Source organism: Chamaesiphon sp. OTE_20_metabat_361 (assembly GCF_031364565.1).
The window spans coordinates 1-17,265 of record NZ_JANLWO010000226.1; the positions used below are offsets into that span (position 1 = coordinate 1).

Sequence of the window (17,265 nt, forward strand, 5' to 3'; positions counted from 1 at the left end):
TAGGGATTAGGGATTCGGGTATAGTGGGGTTGGGGCGTAGATCTACCCACCCCGCCCTCTGGGCACCCCTGTCTTGACGTTTTTTTATTCGGGGGGAACCCCCGAATAAAAACGTCGCTCCGAGGAGGGGATTTCCACCCCAGATCTGTAGATTTGTAGGTTGGGTTGAACGAATGTGAAACCCAACAATCCCACAGATCGATTGTGTAGATGTTGGGTTGTTTCGTTCCGAAAGGCTTCGCCAACGTGCCTCAACCCAACCTACAGATCTACTCAATCAGTCCGCGTAGGCGGACTTTGCACCATTAGCCCCGATTTCAATCGGCGGCGGTAGTAGTAGAACGAAGCGAATACCCTTAACCCGTTGCCATAATCCAAAACCCAAAATAATGATTCAGACAGGAGAGAAGGAACTTAAAGGCATCATCCCCGGTAGTTGGCATATCCTGGTCAAATTCTGGCCACAAATTCGCCAGCGGAAACTGCTGATTGGTACCTCATTATTCACGCTGTTACTCGAAACCGCGCTAGGATTGCTCGAACCTTGGCCGCTGAAATTCATTTTTGACGGTGTATTGCTCTCCAAGACAGATATCTATCCCGATGTTTTGGGCTTTGCGCGGGGTTTGTCGCCGATGTGGTTGCTGACGTTGCTGGCTGTGTCGATCGTCGCGATCGCCGCATTACGCAGTATCACATCCTATTTGAGTACTTATGGGATGGCACTGGCGGCAATTCAAGTACTATCTGAGGTACGGAGCAACCTCTACAGTCACATTCAGCGGTTATCGCTATCTTTCCATCAACGGTTCAAGAGTGGCGATTTGATTGCGCGAGTTACTTATGATATCGAACGCTTGCGGTTGGTGACGATCAAAACTGTACTGCCGTTTCTGGCGAATGTAGTGACGATCGTCGGGATGATCGGGGTGATGTTTTGGCTCAATTGGGAGCTAGCTCTAATTTCGATCGCGATTTTCCCCCTGTTTGCGATTACTACGACTAATATCGTCGGTCAGATTCGCAAGGAAACTAACAAACATCGTACTTCTGAAGGCGCGATCGCTGATACTACCAGCGAAACCATCGGCGCGATTAGAGTCGTGCAGGCTCTCTCCTTGCACGATATGTTAGAGCAAAACTTCTTGCTTCAGAATACCAAAAGTCTTCAAGAAGGCGTACGATCGCTCAAATTGGCGACTTTTTTGGAAGGGTTGGTTAAAGTGCTGATGGCGTTGGTTTTAGCCGTGGTGGTGTGGCGGAGTTCCCTGCTCGTCTTACAAAAAGTGTTGACTCCGGGCGATGTGTTGATTTTTGTTAACTATCTCAAAACAGCATTCGACCCCATGCGCCAGATTAGCAAACAAATCGGTCAGATTGCCAAAGCGATCGCGTCTGGAGAACGGGCGATCGATATTCTCGACTACGAACCCCATGTTCGAGATTTGCCAGGAGCGAAACAGGCACACGCTTTCTTCGGTTCTGTCAGCTTTCAGGATGTATCTTTTAGCTACGATCCGAGTCGGCAGATTTTGAAACAGGTGAATTTTGATGTCGAGCCAGGAGAACAAATCGCCCTAGTTGGGCCATCTGGGAGCGGTAAATCCACCCTCGCGAGTTTACTACTACGGCTCTACGATCCCACTGTCGGCGGCATTCTCATCGATGGGAGAGATATTCGCACTTATAAATTGGACTCACTCCGCCAACAGATTAGCGTCGTCATGCAAGATAGCGTTTTATTCGCCGTCAGCATTAGGGAAAACATCACCTATGGACGGTTGGGAGCCACCGATGCGGAAGTCGAACATGCGGCGCGGCTGGCAAATGCCCACGATTTTATTCTGGACTTACCCCAAGGCTATGACACGATCGTCGGCGAACGTGGCGGCACTCTATCCGGGGGACAACGCCAACGAATCGCGATCGCTAGAGCCGCCATCCGCCACTCACCGATCGTCATTCTCGATGAACCCACTACCGGACTAGATGGAGCCAGCGAACATGCCGTCAATGAGGCTCTCAATCGCCTTACACGCGGCAGTACGACATTTTTGATTTCGCATAACCTCCGGGCGGTTGAGGGCTGCGATCGCCTCCTCTACATCGAAAAAGGCGAAATTTTAGAACGCGGTACCCATCGGCAATTAATGGCGCAAGCTGGACGTTATGCCCAGTTGTACCGCTTACAAAACGATACCAATGAAATAGCAGGAGCAGAACATGTCTTGGAAGCTTGAATGCGATCGGGAAAAACTCACACCACAAGAAACACGGGTTATCTTGGTGCGCCACGGGCAAAGTAGCTTTAATGCCGAAGGGAGATATCAAGGGAGTAGCGATGGATCGGTGCTGACTGACTTCGGTCGCCAGACAGCGCGACAAACAGGAGAGTTTTTGAGTGGATTGACTATTGATGCACTGTATGTCAGTTCGCTGAGGCGGGCACAAGCAACTGCCCGCGAAATATTAGCACAGATGAATCCCTCGATCGATCCAGCAAATATTCATGTCACGCAGCAACTTAGGGAAATCGATCTACCTGCTTGGCACGGACTTTATCATCAGGATGTATGGGAAAAATTTGCCGAAGATTACCACTGTTGGAAGCAACATCCCGATCGATTTGTCATGGTCGATCCACATACTAACCAGGCATTTTACCCCGTACTCGATCTCTACGCTCGATCGAACCAATTTTGGCAAGATACATTACCGCGTCATGGCGGTGAAACAATAATGCTCGTCAGTCATGCTGGCACCATTCGATCTCTAATTAGCACGGCTTTTAATCTCTCACCTGCCGATTATCACTCGCTGCGGCAATCTAACTGCGGTATTAGCGTGATGAAATTTTCACAAGGAAATGAGCCTCAATTGGAAGTCCTCAATTACACGGGACATCTAACAACAGAATTTCTCATTTCAAATGTATAAATTTTCATTTGCTTGTCTCTTTCGTAGGCAATGACGAACGGTAAAGATCTTGGTGCGTCATGCTTCGCAGTGACACACCCTACAACTCATAATTTACTAGGAAAAAATCAATGTTATATCGTGAATTTGGCAAGACAGGTTGGAGCGTTTCTACCATCGGTATGGGCACCTGGAATATCGGTAATCAATGGGGCGAAATTGACGAAGATACCGCCCTTGCGACAGTTCACAGTGCCTTCGATAATGGCGTCAATCTCTTCGATACCGCCGAAGCTTATGGCATCCCCCAAGGATTGTCCGAAGAACGCTTGGGCAAAGCCTTACAGGGCATTCGCGATCGAGCCTACATCGTCACCAAAATCGGCAGTTGGGGACGACGCACCGATGAAGGGCTACCCAAGAATGTCGATACCATCCGCTTGTGTCTGCAAGCCTCACTATTTCGGCTGAAAACTGACTGGGCGGATGCCGTATTGTGTCATGAAGGCGATATCGAAGATCCCACCGTCTATCTCGAAGCCTTCGAGGGACTAAAACAACAGGGATATCTCCGCGCCTATGGCATCTCCACCAACAAATTTGAAGTAATAAAACAATTTAATATCGCTGGTAACTGTAGCATCGTCGAACTCGACTACTCCCTACTCAATCCCAAAGCCGAAGCCAAAATATTGCCCTACTGCATCGAGCATAACATCGCCGTCCTCGTGCGGGGGCCACTCGCCCAAGGATTGCTCTCTGGCAAATATGCCGCCGATACCGTCTTCACCGACACCATTCGCGGCAAATGGCACAAGAATGCAGATAAACAAGCCAAACTCGATCGAGATATCGCCGCAGTCACAGCACTCAGCGCGAACTTACCACCCGATACCACGATGGCAACTACCGCCCTCCGCTACGTTATTTCCCATCCCGCCCAACCTGTCGCCATCCCCGGCGCAAAATCGCCACAACAAGCAGCCCTGAATGCTCAAGCAGGCGATCGAATTTTAGCTGATATCGATCGCACTGCACTACTCCAGAGCCTGAAAGAACCCGAAGCTGTATCGTAGCCCCGTCAGCTCCCCGTCTTGTAATTCCTCCGTTGGTAGGGGCAATTCATGAAGCGACTGAAATCACGCGGAGGTTTCCGACTCATGTGTTTCAGTCAGCGGCTCGCAGCCGGGAGGTTTCCTCCCGGATTATGCGAGACAAGACAGCGACGCATCGAACGGGAGGTTTCCTCCCATTTGTGTGTGTCAAGACAAGACAGCGATTTGCGCACGCCTTTGTTTCCCGACGGTTTAGCAAATCAAGACATTGCCCCTACCAACGTTGGCTGGAAATTATCACACATGACTTTTAACCATCCTACCACTGCGGATACTGCGTTATTTACCTCGACTCCCCCGCCACTGGTCAGCACCAAAAATGCTCTACGATCGTCAAATAGACCAATTACAACTGAGCAATATTCACTCTTACTAAAATTACAACAGCGATATACTTCACATCCTAATTTGACGACTAAATCACCAAATAACCGCCGCAAATTTGCGATCGCCCTCCAATCTACGATCGATCGAATCTTCGATTCTCAAGCAGCAATTTCACGACCGGATTTAGCCGCGATCGAAGAGTTAAAAACAGCCTTTGCCCCAGAGTTAGCCACTTTACCCAATCGAGAAACCAGGAAAAAATCTGCCGATCGATTTGCCAATTCCGAGATCTACGTGTCGGGACAATCCTGCGTATCGAACTGTTTGCCGAATAAGCATCACACGATTCGATCGATACCAGCCAAAATCTCTAACACCCAACCAGCCGCACCAACCACTCCAGCCGGAAAAACAACATATCCAATCGGCACCAAACTATCGGGAGAAGTATTACTCAGCGGAGTTGCCATCGGTGGCAATCCGATCGCAGATGAAGACAATAACGATCGCCACATCGCTGCTGGCTACCGAGCTAGGTTGAATATTAATACCAGTTTCACTGGATTCGATCGACTCAGAATTAGATTTCAAAAGAGCGATATTCCAGGAGTAAATAGAGTCACGGGTAGCGATATGAGCCGACTCTCTTATCAAGGAAATACTGAGGATCGAGTCGAACTAACTCGCTTAGAATATCGCTTCCCGATCGACAATAAAACCGAAATATTTGCAACAGCTAAAGGTGGCAATCTTTCCCATTTCGGAGACTCGTTAAATCCCCATTTAGACAGTAGTAGTGAAGGCACTATTTCGCGATTTGGCGTGCGAAATCCGATCTACCGTCAGGGGCGAGGATCGGGTTTTGGCATCACCCACAAGCTAGGAGATTCTGTCACTCTCGGTTTGGGCTATCTTGCCGATGATGCTGAGGAGATCGACGCAGGACTATTTGGCGGTGCCTATGGTGCGATCGCCCAAATTACTTACCAACCTAACCCACAATTTGGCATCGGTGTCAACTATATTAAATCCTTCAATCGACTCGATACAAATACAGGCAGCGATCGCGCTAACGATCCGTTCGATGATAATAGTAACGCGATCGTCGCTGATGCCTTCGGGGTGCAATCTTCAATGCAGATTTCCCCAAACATTTATCTGGGCGGCTGGGCGGGACTTACTCGCGCTCAGGCAATGGACTTACCCAGAAATCCCACTGCAAATATTTTCAACTGGGCGGCTACATTGTCCCTGGTAGATATTAGCGGTAAGAATAGCTTGGCGGGGATTATTATCGGTCAACCACCCAAAGTAACTCACAATCAATTTACCGCCAATGGAGTATCATTTTCCGACCCCGATACCTCCTTGCACATTGAAGCATTTTATCGCTGGCCGATCGCCGAAAATATTTCCACCACCGCAGGCGTGTTAGTAATTACCAATCCCGACCATAACGCCACAAGTGACACCACCTACGTTGGCGTTATTCGGACGCTGGTTGAATTTTAAACTCGTCGCGATCGCGTAGATTGAGATATATAAAACAGGTGCCCATCCGCCCATTTTTTGCAACCACAATTGCAATTGTTGTCGATCGAGTTCACCGAGTAAAACGATCCCGATAACGGTGGTAACAATCCAAAATAACCCGATCGCGAGGATTGTGGTTTTGGATTTCACCGTTTGCTAATTAATTACGATGGACTGGTAACTAATGAAATATTGGTGCGAATTTGTTCGACTAAATCGCTGAGGGAGTCTCGATCGAGTCGATAACTCAGGGGATGGGAAATCAGTCTGGCACTACTGTAGAATAGAGTTTCAATCTCGATCAGACCATTTTCTCTCAGGGTTTTACCCGTCGAAACTAAATCGATAATCGCTTCTGACATCCCCGTAATCGGGCCTAATTCTACGGAGCCAGACAGGGGGACGATTTCGACGGGTAAATCGATACTATCAAAATATTCTCTGGCACAATGCACGAAGGTCGAAGCGACTCGACCGTGTGCGGGCAAATCTAAGCTATTGCGATAGGGGCTATTTTCTTTGACGGCTACTGATAACCGACAGGGGCCAAATTTGAGATCGACTAGTTGCGCGACTTGGGGCGTTTTTTCGCGAAGCACATCGTAACCGACAATTCCGAGTTGGGCTTGTCCGTATTCGACATAAACTGGGACATCATGGTTGCGGACGAGTAAGGCTTTGGCGCGATTGGTAGGATCGACGATCTGAAGTTGGCGGTTGTCTTTATCTAGGAAGGCACTAAAGTCTAAACCAACGGACTGAAATAGCTGGATACAATCTTTTAGTAAACCACCTTTGGGTAAGGCTACGGTAATCATTTAGTGGATAGTGGATAGTGGATCGTGGATCGTGGATCGTGGATCGTGAATAGTAGGCTTTGTAGTAGTAGTAGGGTGGGCACTGCCCACCATCTAGGTTTTAGGTTTGTGTGAAGTTTTTTCAAGGTTAGTTTGACATCGTTATTTATTAATTGATAACCGCTGAAATCTATGTGGTGGGCAGTGCCCACCCTACTGGCTACTATTTCTATTCACCATCCACTATCCACTATTCCCTATCCACTATTCCCTATCCGCGCCGCTCTTGCTGGTGTACGATCCGATCGATCGTGCCGATGGGGATGGAGGAAATTAACTTGCGCGTGTAGGCGGTTTGGGGTGAAGTGTAGATGGTGTTGGCATCATCGATTTCTTCGATCTTACCTTGATTCATCACCATAATGCGATCGCTCATAAACTTGACGACGCCTAAGTCATGAGAGATAAAAATATATGTCAGATTGCGTTCGGCTTGTAGCTCTTTGAGCAGGTTGAGGACTTGCGCCTGTACGGAGACATCGAGTGCGGAGACGGATTCATCGCAGATGATAAACTTAGCATCGAGGACGAGGGCGCGGGCGATACAGACTCGTTGGCGTTGACCGCCAGATAATTGGTGCGGATAAGATGTGAGGTAGTCTGGACTCAAGCCCACGCGCTTGAGTAATTCGGCGGCGCGTTCTTGACGTTTAGCTTTATTTTTAACTGTTTGATGAATTACCAGCGGCTCGATAATTAAGTCACCGATATTCATCCGAGGATTGAGGGCACTGAAGGGATTTTGAAAGATAATTTGTAATTCTCTGCGGAGAATTTGCATCGATTCACCGCGCAGTTGGGTGATGTCGGCATTATTAAATTTAATCGCTCCTTGTTGGGGTTCGATCAAGCGCATAATCGTGCGAGCGAGGGTACTTTTACCGCAGCCAGATTCACCAACTAAACCTAATGTTTCACCGGGATAAACATCGAAGGAAATATCATTAACTGCCCAATTATATTGTTGAAAGTTTTTACCAAATATGCCCTGAGCGGGAAAGCCAACTTTTAAGTTACGGACGGACAAGACTGGATCGATCTTAGTCCGATCGGGTAATTTGACATCATCCTCGACAAGATTATCTGGGTTGAGTAAGTCTAGGGTTTGAGTCTTTTCAATAATTTCGATCGTGCCGTCTGAGAGTACCTGCTCTGACATGAAATCTCTAATCGTCGGTAAGATTTTTGATTTGCGATCGAGTCTGGGACGACAGGCTAGCAAGCTCTTAGTATAAGGATGAGTGGGGTTTTGGAAGAGTTCTAAAATCGGTTTGGATTCGACAATTTTGCCTTTGTACATGACGGCAACCACGTCGGCAATCTCGGCAATGATTCCCAGATCGTGAGTAATAAAAATCATCGCCATTTCGCGACGATCGCGCAATTCTTGCAGGAGTTCTAAGATTGTTGCTTGGACGGTAACATCTAATGCTGTGGTGGGTTCGTCAGCAATGAGTAAAGTGGGATTGCAAGAGATCGCCATCGCGATCGTGACTCGCTGCAATTGTCCGCCAGAAAGTTGGTGGGGATAACGTTCTAACCAACTCAATTTTTGTTGATTGATAATGGTATTAAGTTCGCGCTCGGTTGGAGGGACAATTCGCTCGAATTCGAGAGCAGATTCGGAAATGTTTTCGAGATATTGCGATCGCAATAGTTCATCGCTCGGGACTAATTTTACCTCTTGCAATAGGTAGACGGCTTGGCGTCTAGCCTCAGCTTCCGATACCGATTGATGCTGACGAATTGCTTCGATTAGTTGATAACCGATCGTAAATACGGGATTGAGCGAACTCATCGGCTCTTGAAAAATCATCGCCATTTGTTCGCCGCGATAATTTGCCAATTGGGCGGGCGATGACTTAAACAGTTCGACCAAATCTACAGGTTCTTCACGCTCGCTACTCTGAAACCAGACTTCCCCACACTCCACCCGTCCAGGATTGGGGAGTAGTCCCATCACGGCTAGCGAAGTAATCGATTTACCCGAACCTGATTCGCCCACAATTCCGAGTGTTTGTCCTGGTTGGAGCGTAAAATAGATATCTTCAACCACTGGAAGCTGGGCACCAGCAAACTTTACCCGTAAATTACGAACATCAAGGACAGGAGATCGATCGCTCATAGTGAGATATTTAAAGGAAATTAAGGTTGACTCGATCGGGTATGTCTATTTTACGCTACTCATTGCCCAGCCAATCGCCAATGATAAACTGGAAGATAAGTCCGATGCGCCAAGACAAGACAAGGGAAACCCCAAGAACATTGGGCAGGTTCCCCGCCCATCAGCACTTTTCGCTGTCTTGACCCAAACGCTTAGCACGAGGGAACCGTCTAGCGACACGTCTGTGCCTACGGCAGGCTTGCGCCAACGCCTACAGCGCGATTTGGGTCGCTTGCTTGGTGGAACGCACGCTGAGGAAGCCTCAGCGCGATTCCATCCGCAAACCGTCGGGGAACAAAGGCGTGCGCGAATCGCTAGTAGCTTTGTTTTAATGCAAGATGTAAGTTGAGATATTTGATGCTAAGTCTAACACCAACTCGTTGGCGTACTTCGACTACGTATCGCCAAAGGCGAGGCTTCGCCAACAGCACAAGTAGCCTCTCATGACTGAGAATCGCCAGTTGGGGCACATCCCATCGGCTGGCTCGGTCAATCAAAACTAGCCGATAAGTTTTCAATAGGATCGAAATTCATGATTGGCATCTTAGCCGTATTATCAGTCTCTGCTGCTGCTGGAATGCGAATCGCGCTGCCACTATTGGTAATCGGCTTGATTCAAGGCGATTTGTGGCAACAAGTGCCACTGTTAAATCGGCTGCAACCGCAAGTGATTATTGCGGTGCTGACTGCTTGGACGGTGCTGGAATTAGTTATTTCCAAACAACTCTGGGGACAGCGATTATTGCAGGTTGTCGCACTAATATTTAGCCCCTTAGACGGTGCGGTGATGGCGATGGCAGTAACGAGGATTTTATTGCAGCCGACCCAATTGACGTGGATCTTTGGTGTGGTTGGGGGCTTAGTCGCCCTCATCTTGCAACTAGTCAAAGTTGGCTGGTTTTATCGGATTAGAGGCTTACCAGCTTGGGCGGTACTCCTGGAAGATATCTTGTGCGTACTGCTGGTATTATTTGCCTTCAAAGCTCCCAAATCTGGCGGTTTAATCGCATTGCTGCTGTTATGGCTGGCAATTCGTAGCTCTGGGAGCTGGTACAAGTGGTACCAAGACGGTCGCATCCAGAAATAATCGGCTTACTGGGACTTGATACAATGCAGTAGTAGTAATGTAACGTCATAAATGTAACTGCTCAGCTCAATTAGCTTTGTAAACATTCAATTTACCCATCTACTGCGAGCTATGTCATTGAAAACCTGCCGGATCCTTTTTGTCGCGCTCCTAATGACGATCGGACTAATGCCCGCCCAGCCTAGTCTAGCAGCCACCACACCGCGTACTGCTGCCAAAACGCGATTGACCGCCCAGGCATCAGGAACGCCTACCCCGCAGCAATTAGACCAGCAGCGCGAAGCAGAAAGCGTCCTCAAAGACGGGGAAAATCTGCGGCAAGATATCCAAAATAACGACTCTAACAACAATCGCGATCTCCAACGCCAAGTTGACGACCAAGTGACTAAAGTCCGCGAATCTGGGGGCGACCCGCAAAAAGTGCGCGAAGCCGACGCCGAACTAACCAGATTGCGCGAGCAAAATAATCGTAGTAATAGTTACTACGATTATTTTTACTCTCCTTACTACTACCGCACTCCATCCTTAATTTTTTATCCCAGCTTTAGCGGGAACGATCCGGGCTACCGCACTCCCGCCGCACCGCAACCCATCGGGCAAGATAATCGCAGCCAGGAATCTCGATCGGATAATAACACTCCCAGCTCTACTCAGGTGTTGGGATCGATCGGGTTCAAAGATGGCAGTGTCTCGCCCGGTGTCGGTTTGCGCTGGAATAATATCGGTTTTGAAATCGGCGGCATTTTCAACGAAGATAGTCTCCCGCGCGCTGTCAATGATTTTGCCCTCCCGAATAATTTTTTCTTCACCGATCTCGGCGTCAAAAAGCTCAGCCCCCAGTGGGGGGCGGACTTACTCGGCTATGTGGATGTTGCGCCGCGCGTGTCGGTTTATGGTAGCGTCGGCGTCTATTTTCAGAGTCAATCGCGGATCGCTCAGTCTCTAGCGACTAGCGAACTGTACAAGCAAACTAACGAAACCAACGTCACTGGTGCCGTTGGCGGTGGTGTCACCTATAGCTTCGATGAGAATGTCAATGTGGGTTTGGGGTACCATTCGCTGCGCGGGGTGACGGCGCGGTTGGGCATCCGGTTTTAGGCTGAGAACTGGTGAATTTTTAGACGTGGATCGGTAAACCGTCTATTTTGGCTACTTATTTTGCTATTTGTTGTAAAAATATACAATTTGTTTGCTTAGGCACAAATTATTCGATTTTTAATCGTTACCATGAGGATATCCCCGTGAAAAGTTGGGGTATCCTCAATCTGGCGATCGCACTATCTCGATCGTCGATGTACTACCTTATTCCGGCTAACTATCTCAAATTTGTGGAGATCCAGTATGTCACTATCAAAAGGCGTAGAAATTCATTCCCTGACCTCCGTTAAGGCTGGGATGGTTCGACTTTATACTCCCCAAGCTAGTCATGAAACGATGTTGGTACAAATTCCTGCCAACACGATCGATGATATGTTCGTACATAAATACCAAACCGATCGATTGATGGTAGTACGTGGTAGTTTTATCTTGGTCATCCTCCACAATGGCAAATACCAATATATTCCCCTCAGCGATCTCGAACCAAAGGTGGTAACTATTCCCCCACGGGTTCCGCATTCAGCAATTAATATTGGGGATGAACCATGTATGTTAATCAATGCCGTAACTCGCCATGGGCAAGCTCACCCATCTGATTATCGCCCCATCAAAGCACCTTTTCCCTACGATCTAACTCAGGCCGATCGATTATTATCCGATCGAGCGATCTCGCTGGCAGCTTAAAATAAGTCGCTCGTTAAACCTCCCGCATCAATACCCAAAATTTACGCAAGGCGATCGAAAGTATTATCGAGCAGCAGGAAAAAGTCCCTACCTACTTAGTCGATCGTTAACCTTTCACGATGTCATAACTCTCAAACGGAAACTCATCAAACTTGAGCTTGACATCCTTGCGATCGCCAGAACGCAGAGATTCACTCCGATCGGCAGCAACAACAATTTGATGCGGATTATTGCCCTGTTGTTTGAGTAGTTTAGCCGCCTGTTTCAGATACGCAAGGAACATCATCAGAAATAAATTAACAACGATAGTGGCGATCGAAATCGATCGCCACTATCGACTAAAAACCTAATCTCGATTTAGATAGCGTTCGATCAAAATAATCGCCACCAGATCGTCGATCGGGCGCGGTGGTTGCCGCATTCCCTGGGGAATCAATCCCGTCAAAAAATTAGCTGGATACATCTGCCAGTAACGATCGCGTGCCTCCAAACTACTATAGCGCTCGTCAACTAACAAAATTGGCAAATCCGGCAAAGCCGTACTCAATCGCTGTTGCCATTGTTTCGAGGTAGTCTGGTCGCCCATCACCAGCCGAGTGACGTTATACTGCTGAAATAAATCATTAATCTGTGAAATCACCTGTGCTGTTGGTAACACTTGATGGTACAGGAGGGCGCGATCGCCACCCATCACTGCGATGCCACATTTGTCCTTACCCGGATCGAAGCCGAGAATTGTTTGAGTGCGATCTGTCATAGTTTTGTAGCAAATAATATCAAGCCGCTCCTGCCCGCTCCTAATTTTTAAACTCCCAATTGTAGAGAGTAACTAGCAACCTACGTTAATTATGCTCGATCGCATTCACTCCATCGCTACCAACCTCGCCCCCAGACTAATCGAAATTCGTCGTCATCTGCACGCTCATCCAGAATTGAGCGGGCAGGAATATCAGACTGGAGCGTACATCGCTGGCGTCTTGTCAGCGGCTGGCTTACACACGCAGGAATCTGTAGGTAAAACTGGCGTCGTCGGCGAATTAGCGGGTGCGGGTAGGGACGATCGATTGCTGGCGATTCGGACAGATATGGATGCACTGCCGATCGTCGAGCGGACGGGGTTGCCATTTAGCTCGCAAAATCAAGGCGTGATGCACGCTTGCGGTCATGATGTCCATACTACCGTCGGTTTGGGTACAGCAATGATTCTCGCCGAATTGGGCGCAGAATTACCAGGGCGAATGCGGTTTATCTTTCAACCCGCCGAAGAAATCGCTCAGGGTGCCGCCTGGATGGTCGCTGACGGGGTGATGAAAGAGGTGGATAGTATTTTTTCCCTCCACGTCTTTCCCTCGATTCTCGCTGGCTCGATCGGGATTAGGTATGGAGCATTAACCGCCGCCGCTGACGATCTGGAAATAACGATTATGGGTGAGTCGGGACACGGTGCCAGACCCCACGAAGCGATCGATGCGATCTGGATTGCTGCTCAGGTGATTACCGGGCTGCAACAGGCAATTAGCCGCACTCAGAACCCACTCCGCCCGATCGTATTGACGATCGGCACCATTAGCGGCGGACGCGCCCCCAATATCATCGCCGATCGCGTCGAACTCTCCGGTACGGTGCGATCGCTCCATCCCGACACTCATGCCACACTCCCCGGCTGGATCGAGCAAATCGTTACGGATATTTGCCGCACTTATGGTGCCAAATGTCAAGTCAACTATCGGCGTGGCGTCCCCTCCGTCCAAAATGATATCGCCCTCACCCAAATTCTCGAATCCTCTGCACGCGCCGCCTGGGGTAGCGATCGCGTCCACATCTTACCCGAACCATCCCTTGGTGCTGAAGACTTCTCTGTGTACCTCCAACACGCTCCAGGGACGATGTTCCGGCTGGGAGTAGGTACCAAGGATACCAAAAACCATCCCCTCCATCACCCGCAATTTATGGTGGACGAGTCCGCGATTATTACGGGAGTAGTGACGATGGCATATACGGCATATCAATATTGGCAGCAGTGAGTAGTGAATAGTGGATCGTGGATCGTGAATAGTGGATCGTGGATCGTGAAAAATGCGGTCTTATCGATTTATTTTTTAAATTTCAATAATTCTTCTAAAGCAGCTAATAATTTTACTTCTACTAGGACGATCTCTCGGGCTGCATTTAACTGCATCAACCAGCTCACATTAATCGCAAAGTAATTAGTCTTGACTTGTCCTTGAAGGTGATATTGGACGATCCGATCGTCTCGGAGTAACATTGCGCCCGCAGTTGGACATAAGATCATCCCCCGCGCTTCTGTTGCTAAATATTTCGCGATCGCGTCTCGACCTTCGATCGGGTTTTCAAAGGGCGGTTGAAGACAGCCTGTTTCGGCAAATAGCTCAGCCGCAGCGCCAAATTCACCCCGATTGAGCGTACTAAAATAGGCAACAATTGTTGGTTCTTCAATACCCTCGATATTAACTAGCTGCGGATCGATTGTGGAAGTTAGTTTCATCGCTTTTATTTAAGATTTTGTGAAGTTTTGAGAGGATCTAGTTAGCTTTACTCGAGCGAAACACCAAATTTTCGAGCCGAACTTTACTTGCCTTAAAATATTTATCAAAGCACAAATAATATTTATTTCCATCTACCTTTCGACCGATCGGCATCTCCTTCTAAAGTAGCTATGAGGCAGATTGAATTATGAGTAAGGTAGAGGAGACGAATTAGGACAGTATTGTGACAACAGGTATTTCAAAAATTCATCCAGAAATGACTGACGCATTTTCAGCGTTAGACACCGACCAACAGCTTGCATTGCTATGGTTTATTTATAAAGAAGTCGGTAAATCGATTACCCCAGCGGCTCCTGGCGCTAGCACCGCTTCGCCCACCATCGCCGAAGGTTTGTTCAAGCAAGTCGCCGAGATGAGCCACGAGGAGCAGTTACAAATCCAGCGAGATCTGGTAGAACGCAAAAACAGCTTGATTAGTCGCGAATATGGTGCGCTTAGCGATACCACCAAATTACTCTTTTGGTATTTATTAGCTCAAGGCATGGATCGCACTGAAATCATTCCTATGCCAGCAGATTATCAGCTTGAAGAGGGCGCTACTCAATGTATGACCCAACTCCAGGCACTCGACCACAGCGAGCAAATCTCCGTACTTCGCAATCTCGTCGCGAATATGGGTGCCGATCCTGAAACTAGCGCTCACGATGAGGCTACTGGGCTGTAAGTGGATAGGGGATGGTGGATAGTGAATAGTGGATAGTGGATAGTGAATAACGATTCTAAGCTGAGCCTCTGAGTTCCCCTCTTACCTCTTACCTCTTCCCTCTCACCTCTTCCCTATCCCCAATCCCCTAACCCCTATCCCCTACTCCAGCGGTACAAAATCATAGCCAGTGCGTGAAGAATACTTATAGTTAGATGGCGTCTTCGCTACTTTTACCAGCACGTATTGTTCGGTGGATTCGCCATTAGTAAATTGAAACCGCCGCCCTGATGCGCCCATAAATTCATTTTTAGACAACCCGTTCATTATGCTTTCTCGCGACGGTGACTCTTGAGATTCGATCGCGGCGGCCAGTGCTTTGACAGCATTATAAGATGTCGCCGTTGCCCAATTTACTTGGTTATTCCAGAGTTGTCTGGCACCTTTAGAAAATTGCGGCGTACTCTGGGATTCTTGCCAAGGTACGCCCATAATCAACCCTTGGGCATCTTGACCCGCTTCGAGAGTGGTGACACTGTACAAAGCTGTATCGCTAAACACGCTCATTTCTGGGTATTTACTAGCTGTGAGTGTCAATATCTTCAGCGCCTCCCGACTAGAGCGCCCTACTGGCAGTAACAAAATTGATTGTGCGCCCATCGCCTTGGCTTGTTGGAGATAGACATCAGCATCAAAAACAGTTGTAGGGCTGGGTGTCGGTGTAGGTGACGGCGATGCCGAATTAGCAACTCTAGAAAATGGAAAAGTTGCGACCACTTCCCCACCGCGCGCGCTCAATTTACTGGCAAATTGAGTTTTGAACTCATCGTTATAAGTGATGCTGGGAACGTAAAAAATGGCAACTTTGCGCTTTCGCTCGCGATCGATTGTATAATCGACGAGCTTTTGGGCGATCGCTTCTCCTTTAGCATTCGTTCGGAAAATATACGGGCGATCTTTCCCCGTCAAGTTATTTGCCGTACTAATTGGGGCGATAAAAACGAGTTTATTTTCATTATAAACATCAGCCGCTTTCATCGTCACATCATTGCGATTGCTACCGACGACGCCAATCACTTCTGGTTGCCTTGTGAGTTCGGTGGCGATCGTTTTAATTACCTTGGGATCGTCCCCATCATCAACAATCTTGATTTTGAGTTTGGCTTCAGTGGCGCTCCCTGTCTGATTGACTTCTTCTTGGGCTTGGGCAAATCCGCGCAACATTTCTGATGCTCGATCGAGCGCTCGACTCGAAATCGGCACGGAAGCCGCGATTGTATAACTTTTACCATCACCGATTAAGGCATTATTTAGATAAATTCGCGTCTCGGGTGAGTTGGGGTTTTCAGCTAATGCCGAGCGGAATTTGCTGACAGCTTCGGGATAATTCTTATTGGCAAGCGCCGCAACTCCGTCCCGTTTTAATTCTCTAAATTTATCGGTATCGCGATTGCCTTCAATACTCAGTAAAATCCGATCGCCGCTGCTGCTCCGATTCGCGATCGGATCGAGTGAGGGCGGTTTAAAAGTATTAAACGGCCAAATATTCGGGAGAGCCAGCGCACCCAAACCGACAACGCCAGCCACTAAAACGCCTGCTAACAACCATGGTTTATAAGGTTTGGCTGGTGGGGGCAAATCGATAACTGGTGGCGGTACATGCCGATCTAACGGGCGATCCTGGGCGACAACGACAGGAGCTAATACAGGCGGTGCCACCGTGGGTTCGGGTGGTAGCTGCTCGACACTCTCCTCCACTTGCCCAAATCGATTGTCGATATCTAACGACAGTAGCGTACTCGAAGCCCAATTGCTCGACGGCAATATCTTGGATGGCGAAATGCTCACAGTCGGAGTGCCCCAAGTCATCTCCAAGGTATCGAGTACCTCTCTAGCCGACTGAAATCGCTCCGATGGCAGATGTCGCAACATTTTATCGACGATCTCCGCTAGAGCGTCACTGACGGCGAGATCGGGAGTCCGCCATCGCCACTCATTTGACTCACCGTCTAATAACTCTGAAGGTTGTTTGCCTGTGAGCAAATTAATACAAGTTACACCCAAAGCGTATAAGTCCGACGATGGATAAACACCCTGTCCCTGACGCTGTTCCCACGGCGCATATTCGGGCGTAAATACACATGTCACATTCCGATCTAGCGTTCCGGGCGTCTGCACGATTACCTGCTTGACAGCACCAAAATCGATCAGGTAAATTTTGCCTTGTAAATCCCGCATGATATTTGATGGCTTAATATCACGGTGAATCGTATC

The 17,265-nt window shown here is 48.4% G+C and carries 17 protein-coding genes; 10 read left to right on the plus strand and 7 right to left on the minus strand.

Annotated features, from left to right (window positions below; all coding sequences use genetic code 11):
* The first annotated feature begins 389 nt into the window (after window positions 1–389).
* The 4 genes from RMO35_RS06505 to RMO35_RS06520 all read left to right on the plus strand — a co-directional run bounded on the left by RMO35_RS06505 (window position 390) and on the right by RMO35_RS06520 (window position 5,870).
* A complete protein-coding gene (locus RMO35_RS06505; protein WP_309739466.1) occupies window positions 390–2,240 on the plus strand; it encodes an ABC transporter ATP-binding protein in 1,851 nt (616 codons plus the stop codon).
* Entirely contained in the window at window positions 2,224–2,937 is a 714-nt protein-coding gene (locus RMO35_RS06510) for a histidine phosphatase family protein (RefSeq protein WP_309739467.1), read from the plus strand. The genes RMO35_RS06505 and RMO35_RS06510 overlap by 17 nt, the downstream gene beginning before the upstream one ends.
* A gap of 110 nt (window positions 2,938–3,047) precedes the next feature.
* Window positions 3,048–3,992 (plus strand): aldo/keto reductase, encoded by a 945-nt coding sequence (locus RMO35_RS06515; protein ID WP_309739468.1) that lies wholly within the window; start codon window positions 3,048–3,050, stop codon window positions 3,990–3,992.
* Between the two features lie 183 nt (window positions 3,993–4,175).
* The gene (locus RMO35_RS06520) at window positions 4,176–5,870 is read left to right on the plus strand and encodes an iron uptake porin (protein WP_309739470.1); all 1,695 of its coding nucleotides are present in this window, start codon (window positions 4,176–4,178) and stop codon (window positions 5,868–5,870) included.
* Here the strand turns inward: RMO35_RS06520 and RMO35_RS06525 are convergent.
* From RMO35_RS06525 to RMO35_RS06535, 3 genes are all read right to left on the minus strand, one after another.
* The gene (locus RMO35_RS06525) at window positions 5,790–6,041 is read right to left on the minus strand and encodes a hypothetical protein (RefSeq protein WP_309739472.1); all 252 of its coding nucleotides are present in this window, start codon (window positions 6,039–6,041) and stop codon (window positions 5,790–5,792) included. The two genes, RMO35_RS06520 and RMO35_RS06525, sit on opposite strands and share 81 nt — an antisense overlap.
* A 14-nt stretch (window positions 6,042–6,055) precedes the next feature.
* Window positions 6,056–6,709 carry an ATP phosphoribosyltransferase gene (gene hisG / locus RMO35_RS06530; protein WP_309739474.1) on the minus strand — a complete coding sequence of 218 codons (654 nt, stop codon included), beginning with the start codon at window positions 6,707–6,709 and terminating at the stop codon, window positions 6,056–6,058.
* 250 nt (window positions 6,710–6,959) lie between these two features.
* Window positions 6,960–8,873, minus strand: a complete 1,914-nt coding sequence (locus tag RMO35_RS06535; RefSeq protein ID WP_309739476.1) for an ABC transporter ATP-binding protein — start codon at window positions 8,871–8,873, stop codon at window positions 6,960–6,962.
* A 1-nt stretch (window position 8,874) separates the two neighbouring features.
* On the opposite strand from RMO35_RS06535, the gene RMO35_RS06540 reads away from it, so the two are divergent.
* The 4 genes from RMO35_RS06540 to RMO35_RS06555 all read left to right on the plus strand — a co-directional run bounded on the left by RMO35_RS06540 (window position 8,875) and on the right by RMO35_RS06555 (window position 11,781).
* Window positions 8,875–9,261, plus strand: a complete 387-nt coding sequence (locus RMO35_RS06540; RefSeq protein ID WP_309739478.1) for a hypothetical protein — start codon at window positions 8,875–8,877, stop codon at window positions 9,259–9,261.
* 183 nt (window positions 9,262–9,444) lie between these two features.
* Window positions 9,445–9,999: a DUF4126 domain-containing protein gene (locus RMO35_RS06545; RefSeq protein ID WP_309739480.1), complete on the plus strand. Its 555-nt coding sequence runs from the start codon at window positions 9,445–9,447 to the stop codon at window positions 9,997–9,999.
* Window positions 10,000–10,152: 153 nt separating this feature from the next.
* Window positions 10,153–11,097 carry a hypothetical protein gene (locus tag RMO35_RS06550; protein ID WP_309739481.1) on the plus strand — a complete coding sequence of 315 codons (945 nt, stop codon included), beginning with the start codon at window positions 10,153–10,155 and terminating at the stop codon, window positions 11,095–11,097.
* 243 nt (window positions 11,098–11,340) lie between these two features.
* Window positions 11,341–11,781 carry a dTDP-4-dehydrorhamnose 3,5-epimerase gene (locus tag RMO35_RS06555; protein ID WP_309739482.1) on the plus strand — a complete coding sequence of 147 codons (441 nt, stop codon included), beginning with the start codon at window positions 11,341–11,343 and terminating at the stop codon, window positions 11,779–11,781.
* 106 nt (window positions 11,782–11,887) lie between these two features.
* Here RMO35_RS06555 and RMO35_RS06560 read toward each other — a convergent pair whose 3' ends face one another.
* Both RMO35_RS06560 and RMO35_RS06565 read right to left on the minus strand, forming a co-directional pair.
* Window positions 11,888–12,067: a hypothetical protein gene (locus RMO35_RS06560; protein WP_309739484.1), complete on the minus strand. Its 180-nt coding sequence runs from the start codon at window positions 12,065–12,067 to the stop codon at window positions 11,888–11,890.
* 60 nt (window positions 12,068–12,127) lie between these two features.
* Window positions 12,128–12,538, minus strand: coding sequence for a pre-16S rRNA-processing nuclease YqgF (locus RMO35_RS06565; RefSeq protein WP_309739485.1), 411 nt, complete (start codon window positions 12,536–12,538; stop codon window positions 12,128–12,130).
* A 91-nt stretch (window positions 12,539–12,629) separates the two neighbouring features.
* Here RMO35_RS06565 and RMO35_RS06570 point away from each other — a divergent pair, with 91 nt between their 5' ends.
* Window positions 12,630–13,805: a M20 family metallopeptidase gene (locus tag RMO35_RS06570; protein ID WP_309739486.1), complete on the plus strand. Its 1,176-nt coding sequence runs from the start codon at window positions 12,630–12,632 to the stop codon at window positions 13,803–13,805.
* 68 nt (window positions 13,806–13,873) lie between these two features.
* Here the strand turns inward: RMO35_RS06570 and RMO35_RS06575 are convergent, their stop codons facing one another.
* Window positions 13,874–14,287 (minus strand): nuclear transport factor 2 family protein, encoded by a 414-nt coding sequence (locus tag RMO35_RS06575; RefSeq protein WP_309739487.1) that lies wholly within the window; start codon window positions 14,285–14,287, stop codon window positions 13,874–13,876.
* Between the two features lie 224 nt (window positions 14,288–14,511).
* On the opposite strand from RMO35_RS06575, the gene RMO35_RS06580 reads away from it, so the two are divergent.
* Window positions 14,512–15,012 carry an orange carotenoid protein N-terminal domain-containing protein gene (locus tag RMO35_RS06580; protein ID WP_309739489.1) on the plus strand — a complete coding sequence of 167 codons (501 nt, stop codon included), beginning with the start codon at window positions 14,512–14,514 and terminating at the stop codon, window positions 15,010–15,012.
* A gap of 141 nt (window positions 15,013–15,153) precedes the next feature.
* Here the strand turns inward: RMO35_RS06580 and RMO35_RS06585 are convergent.
* A partial coding sequence (locus RMO35_RS06585) for an ABC transporter substrate-binding protein (RefSeq protein WP_309739491.1) occupies window positions 15,154–17,265 on the minus strand: 2,112 nt, incomplete at its 5' end.

What these genes read in the sequence shown, in the direction of transcription:
- RMO35_RS06555 (WP_309739482.1), top strand. Translation starts at nt 11,341, where the DNA reads ATGTCACTATCAAAAGGCGTAGAAATTCATTCCCTGACCTCCGTTAAG.
- RMO35_RS06515 (WP_309739468.1), top strand. Translation starts at nt 3,048, where the DNA reads ATGTTATATCGTGAATTTGGCAAGACAGGTTGGAGCGTTTCTACCATC.
- RMO35_RS06565 (WP_309739485.1), bottom strand. Translation starts at nt 12,538, where the DNA reads ATGACAGATCGCACTCAAACAATTCTCGGCTTCGATCCGGGTAAGGAC.
- RMO35_RS06505 (WP_309739466.1), top strand. Translation starts at nt 390, where the DNA reads ATGATTCAGACAGGAGAGAAGGAACTTAAAGGCATCATCCCCGGTAGT.
- RMO35_RS06510 (WP_309739467.1), top strand. Translation starts at nt 2,224, where the DNA reads ATGTCTTGGAAGCTTGAATGCGATCGGGAAAAACTCACACCACAAGAA.
- hisG (WP_309739474.1), bottom strand. Translation starts at nt 6,709, where the DNA reads ATGATTACCGTAGCCTTACCCAAAGGTGGTTTACTAAAAGATTGTATC.
- RMO35_RS06550 (WP_309739481.1), top strand. Translation starts at nt 10,153, where the DNA reads ATGACGATCGGACTAATGCCCGCCCAGCCTAGTCTAGCAGCCACCACA.
- RMO35_RS06575 (WP_309739487.1), bottom strand. Translation starts at nt 14,287, where the DNA reads ATGAAACTAACTTCCACAATCGATCCGCAGCTAGTTAATATCGAGGGT.
- RMO35_RS06545 (WP_309739480.1), top strand. Translation starts at nt 9,445, where the DNA reads ATGATTGGCATCTTAGCCGTATTATCAGTCTCTGCTGCTGCTGGAATG.
- RMO35_RS06560 (WP_309739484.1), bottom strand. Translation starts at nt 12,067, where the DNA reads ATGATGTTCCTTGCGTATCTGAAACAGGCGGCTAAACTACTCAAACAA.
- RMO35_RS06570 (WP_309739486.1), top strand. Translation starts at nt 12,630, where the DNA reads ATGCTCGATCGCATTCACTCCATCGCTACCAACCTCGCCCCCAGACTA.
- RMO35_RS06535 (WP_309739476.1), bottom strand. Translation starts at nt 8,873, where the DNA reads ATGAGCGATCGATCTCCTGTCCTTGATGTTCGTAATTTACGGGTAAAG.